The organism is Olivibacter sp. XZL3 (genome assembly GCF_004368405.1).
Classification (GTDB): Bacteria; Bacteroidota; Bacteroidia; order Sphingobacteriales; family Sphingobacteriaceae; genus Olivibacter.
In genome coordinates, this window is the sequence record NZ_SBJH01000051.1 from 1 (window position 1) to 4,590 (window position 4,590).

General features: G+C 39.7%; 5 protein-coding genes. 3 read left to right on the forward strand and 2 right to left on the reverse strand.

Translation table 11 applies throughout. The features are described from left to right. The first annotated feature begins 277 nt into the window (after positions 1–277). From EPX21_RS11330 to EPX21_RS23360, 3 genes are read left to right on the forward strand one after another with little or no spacing between them, the layout of a single operon-like run. A complete protein-coding gene (locus tag EPX21_RS11330) occupies positions 278–643 on the forward strand; it encodes a metalloregulator ArsR/SmtB family transcription factor (protein WP_003002377.1) in 366 nt (121 codons plus the stop codon). A gap of 5 nt (positions 644–648) precedes the next feature. Further along, positions 649–1,251: a mercuric transport protein MerTP gene (gene merTP, locus EPX21_RS11335; RefSeq protein WP_003002375.1), complete on the forward strand. Its 603-nt coding sequence runs from the start codon at positions 649–651 to the stop codon at positions 1,249–1,251. Further along, positions 1,251–1,460, forward strand: a complete 210-nt coding sequence (locus EPX21_RS23360) for a GDCCVxC domain-containing (seleno)protein (protein WP_078704224.1) — start codon at positions 1,251–1,253, stop codon at positions 1,458–1,460. Before merTP ends, EPX21_RS23360 begins: the two co-directional genes overlap by 1 nt. A gap of 92 nt (positions 1,461–1,552) precedes the next feature. Here the strand turns inward: EPX21_RS23360 and EPX21_RS11345 are convergent, their stop codons facing one another. Next, entirely contained in the window at positions 1,553–2,434 is an 882-nt protein-coding gene (locus EPX21_RS11345; RefSeq protein ID WP_134089809.1) for an ORF6N domain-containing protein, read from the reverse strand. Next, positions 2,424–4,517, reverse strand: coding sequence for a type IA DNA topoisomerase (locus tag EPX21_RS11350; protein ID WP_134089810.1), 2,094 nt, complete (start codon positions 4,515–4,517; stop codon positions 2,424–2,426). Before EPX21_RS11350 ends, EPX21_RS11345 begins: the two co-directional genes overlap by 11 nt. Between the last annotated feature and the right edge of the window lie 73 nt (positions 4,518–4,590).

Below are 4,590 nucleotides of genomic sequence, written 5' to 3' on the forward strand. Positions count from 1 at the left end.
AATTAAATCTAACGTTTTTGATGAAAACACTCCTTAAGTTTTTAAAATATCGTGTCCACTTTTTGCTGACGATTTACAAAGGAAGTATTACACAATGAAAAAACCGAAATAGAAACCACTTACTACGACACAAGAGAATTTGCAACTTTGGACTTATACGGAAATTTACTAACCTTTTACGAAAATATACAGTAGGAACAAACAGTTCAACCAAGCCGGTTTTAACTTTTTGTATTTTAGCAATTGCTTAAATAAGCAAATTAACTATATTTGCAACATGGATAGTACTTCTTGTATAAGACAACAGGCGGACATTAAACAAATCAATCGCTGTAAAGAACGAGTTTCAGAACTTCACGGTTCGTTTGACTATTTGTCGAATGGACTTGAATTGGCGGGAAACAATGTAAGACTGAAAATCCTGTTTCTGATTTATGAAGAAAAACGACTATGTGTTTGTGATTTAAGCGATATTCTCGGTATGACAATTTCTGCAATTTCTCAACATTTACGAAAGCTCAAAGACCGTAGACTAATTGAAACGGAAAGAAAAGCACAAACTATTTTTTATTCATTGACAAAAGAGTATGAAAAAATGTTGACCCCATTTTTTGAAATACTTGATGATAATAAAATTTTATAAACTATATGAAAACGGACAACAAACTAATCGGCACTGGACTTTTTACAGCAATTGCTGCGTCATTATGTTGCATTACGCCTGTTTTAGCTCTAATAGCAGGGACAAGCGGGATTGCTTCAACCTTTTCTTGGCTCGAACCTTTCCGACCATATTTTATTGGCTTGACAATTTTAGTGCTTGGTTTTGCTTGGTTTCAAAAGTTGAAACCCAAAAAGCAAATTGACTGTGAATGTGAAATAAATGAAAAACCGAATTTTATGCAAACAAAATCATTTTTAGGAATTATTACTGTTATGGCGGCTTTACTTTTGTCATTTCCCCTTTATGCCCACATCTTTTTTCCAAAGACCGAAAGTAAAGCAATTATTACCCAAACTTCCAAAATCCAGAAAGTTGAGTTTACAATCAAAGGGATGACTTGTTCAGGTTGTGAACATCATATTAAAACAGAGATTAGCAAACTAAAAGGAATTATCGAAGTTGTCGTTTCCTATGAGAAAGGCAACGCTATTGTTAAGTTTGACAACAAGCAAACAAGTATTGCCGAAATCGAAAAAGCTATCAATTCGACAGGTTATAAATCACTAAAAAGTAAAGTTATATCATAATGGAAATTAAATTAAAATCAATAATAACTTGCCCAAACTGTGGACACAAAAAAGAGGAAACAATGCCAACAGATGCTTGCCAGTATTTTTATGAATGTGAAAATTGCAAAACAAGATTAAAACCATTACAGGGGGATTGTTGTGTGTATTGCAGTTATGGTACTGTAAAATGCCCGCCAATACAAGCAGGAAATAGCTGTTGTAAATAAGAGAAGCTTAATAATTTACTTTAGAAAGCTACTTGTCTAAATTTGTGAGTATAACCTATTTAGCGAAAAACCTCCGAATTATCAGAGGTTTTTTATTCATTATTTAAGATTTGGAGCATCCTGCCGACTTCAATATCCATTCTTGAAAACGCAAACCATTTTTTGCCCAGGTCTTTGAGTGATGCTCCTATATGGTAGAGTTCTGCATTATCAATAATCAAAAATCGGTCGTGGGCATCGGAGAAAACCTCAATAGTTACTGGAGGATATTGGCTATTGTAGCGTTGTAAGTCTAACCGTAACTGATTGCTGATGCTTTTGGTAAGGATTGTAGCGGTTACATTGTTTTTACGCTTACCCAGTAAAATAAGCACCGTATCATCCACGTAATTATCAAGCAGGATAATTGAGCTTACGGCACTTCGGATAATATCGGAAACAAAGGTGTAGGCATCAAATACCTGCCCGTTGTAGAAAATGCCTTTTTCGCTGTGCAGCTTGTCGCTTTCCAAAGCCTTAAAAATCTCTTCAAATTTTTGGTCGGCTTCCAGTTGCTTTAATTCGATATTATCCAAACGATGAAACAAAGAAGCGTTGCTAATGAGCATACGCCGCATTTCTACAAAGGCTTCCATTATTTCCACACTCATTTTAACGGCTATATCTGAACGGAGTATGGCAGATGCCATTGCAACGCCTTGTTCGGTAAAAACATAGGGCAAATAACGTCTGCCGCCGTAATTTAAACTTGAGGTTCCAATTTGGAACCTCAAGTTTTCAACTTCCTCTTCGGTCAGTTGAAAGCAGAATGATACAGGAAAACGCTCAATATTTCTTTTTACGGCTTTGTTCAGGTTCTTTGTTTCCACCTGATATAAGGCGGCGAGGTCGCTATCCAACATTACCTGTTTGCCCCGAATGGTATAAATCAGGTTCCTGATTTTTTTGGGTACGATTGACGGTTTATTTTCCATTGCGTTTACTGCTTTTGTTTTTCTCAAACTCAAAGGAACTTTCAGCGTTTTCTTTCAGAATGATGTAAGCATCGAATTTCTTTCCGGCTTTGCTTGTCATCCCTTTGATTAAGGAAGTTTTGCCTTTATTGACAAGGCTTGTTATGTTTTCGATACTGATTCGCACACCGCAGACGGTGCGGAACTGTACCCAGTTACAAGCCTCATCAGGGCATTTCACAATTTTATCACGAATGACGAGTTGCTGACTTTTACATTTCGGGCAGGTCAGTTTCGGCTGATTGGTACTTGCAATAGAAGTTTGCAACAATTCATCGGTAATGGATTTGGCATAGGTTTCCATTTCCTTTTGGAACGTTCCGGCATCTGCTTCGTTATTCTCGATTTTCTGCAATGCCAATTCCCATTCGGCGGTCATTGCCACATCCGCAATCTTGCGTTCTTTGACCAACTCATAAACCTGCAATCCTTTTTCGGTAGGGATTAAAGAGCGTTTATCCCGTAGGATATAATTACGGGTAAGCAGGGTTTCAATAATGGCGGCTCTTGTTGCAGGAGTACCAATACCGATATTTTTGAGGGCTTTGCGCTCTTCTTCGTTCTCAATTTCTTTCCCTGCGGTTTCCATAGCCGACAAAAGCCCGGCTTCGGTGTAAAGCACTGGCGGTTTGATCTGCTTTTCCAAAACGGCAGCTTCCTTTATGGCAAGTTCGTCGCCTTTATGCAATTCAGGTAATTCCTGCTCTGGCTCTTCGCCATCGTCTGTAAAACTTCCTTTGATGGAACGCCAACCCGCTTCCTGAATTTTACAGCCTTTTGCCGTAAAGTCGTAATGCAATACCTGTAACGATACATCGGTTATTTCTTTGACACAGGCTTGCGATATGGCTTCGAGCAACCGAAGCGCAATCATATTGTATATCTTGTTTTCGTCTGCGTTTAGTACCGACGGCACTTTATCTGTAATCAACAAACCGTGATGGTCCGTTACACGGAGGTCATTTACGATACGTTTGTTGAACCTTCCCCATTTAATTTTGGTAAGTGCTTGCTTGCAATCCTCACGGTTCTGCAATGCCCGCACAAGGTTTGGAATTTCTGCCCACATATCTTCAGGAATGTATTTGCTTCCGGTACGTGGGTACGTAATAAACTTCTTTTCGTACAGGCTTTGTGCGATATTAAGCGTTGCTTCAGCAGATAATTTCAGCCTTTTATTGGCTTCCTTTTGCAAGCCAGTCAGGTCGAAAAGCAAGGGCGGTTGTTCCGTAACACTTTTGGTTTCTACCGAAGTAACGGTTGCCATTGCGCCACGCTGAATAGCTTTAAGGGTATCATCGGCAAGCTGCTTTTCGTCCCATTTGATTGCGGAAATACTTTTGAAATCAACCTGTGCTTTGTTGTGCGATAATTGTATCTGCCAGTATTTCTTTACCGTGAAATTCTTATTATCGAGGTAGCGTTTACATATCAAAGCCAGTGTGGGCGTTTGCACTCTTCCGAGCGAATAGATACCGTTGCCTGCGGCAATGCTCAATGCCTGTGTAGCATTGATGCCTACAAGCCAGTCGGCACGGCTTCTGCCTTGCGCTGCCTGATACAGTCCGTCAAATGCTGCCCCGTCTTTTAGGTTGTTGAAGCCTTGCTTTATTGCCTTTTCGGTAAGCGAACTTATCCAAAGGCGTTCAAAAGGTTTGTTGCATTTCAGGTATTCATAAATGTACCTGAAAATGAGTTCGCCCTCACGACCTGCATCGGTAGCAACGATGATGCTGTTGCTTTGCTTAAAAAGCTGCTCAATGACTTTCAGTTGCTTTAATGCGCCAGTATCGGCGGTGTACCCTTTGTCTTTTTTGACCTTGCGGACGGTCAATAAAAACGGGTTGGGCAATATCGGCAGGGATGCTTTATCAAATCCCGAAATGCCGTAATCTTCGGGCATTCCCAGTCCTATTAAATGACCGAATGCCCACGTAACAAAATAGCCGTTACCTGTCAGGTAGCCATCCTTTTTATCGGATGCTCCCACAAGTCCGGCTATTTCCCTTGCTACGCTTGGTTTTTCTGCAATGATTGTTTTCATATACTCTAATTAATTACAAGTTTTTGGGCTACTTTTTTTCGGAGCCGGTTAAATTTCTTTCTCTTGGATCAAG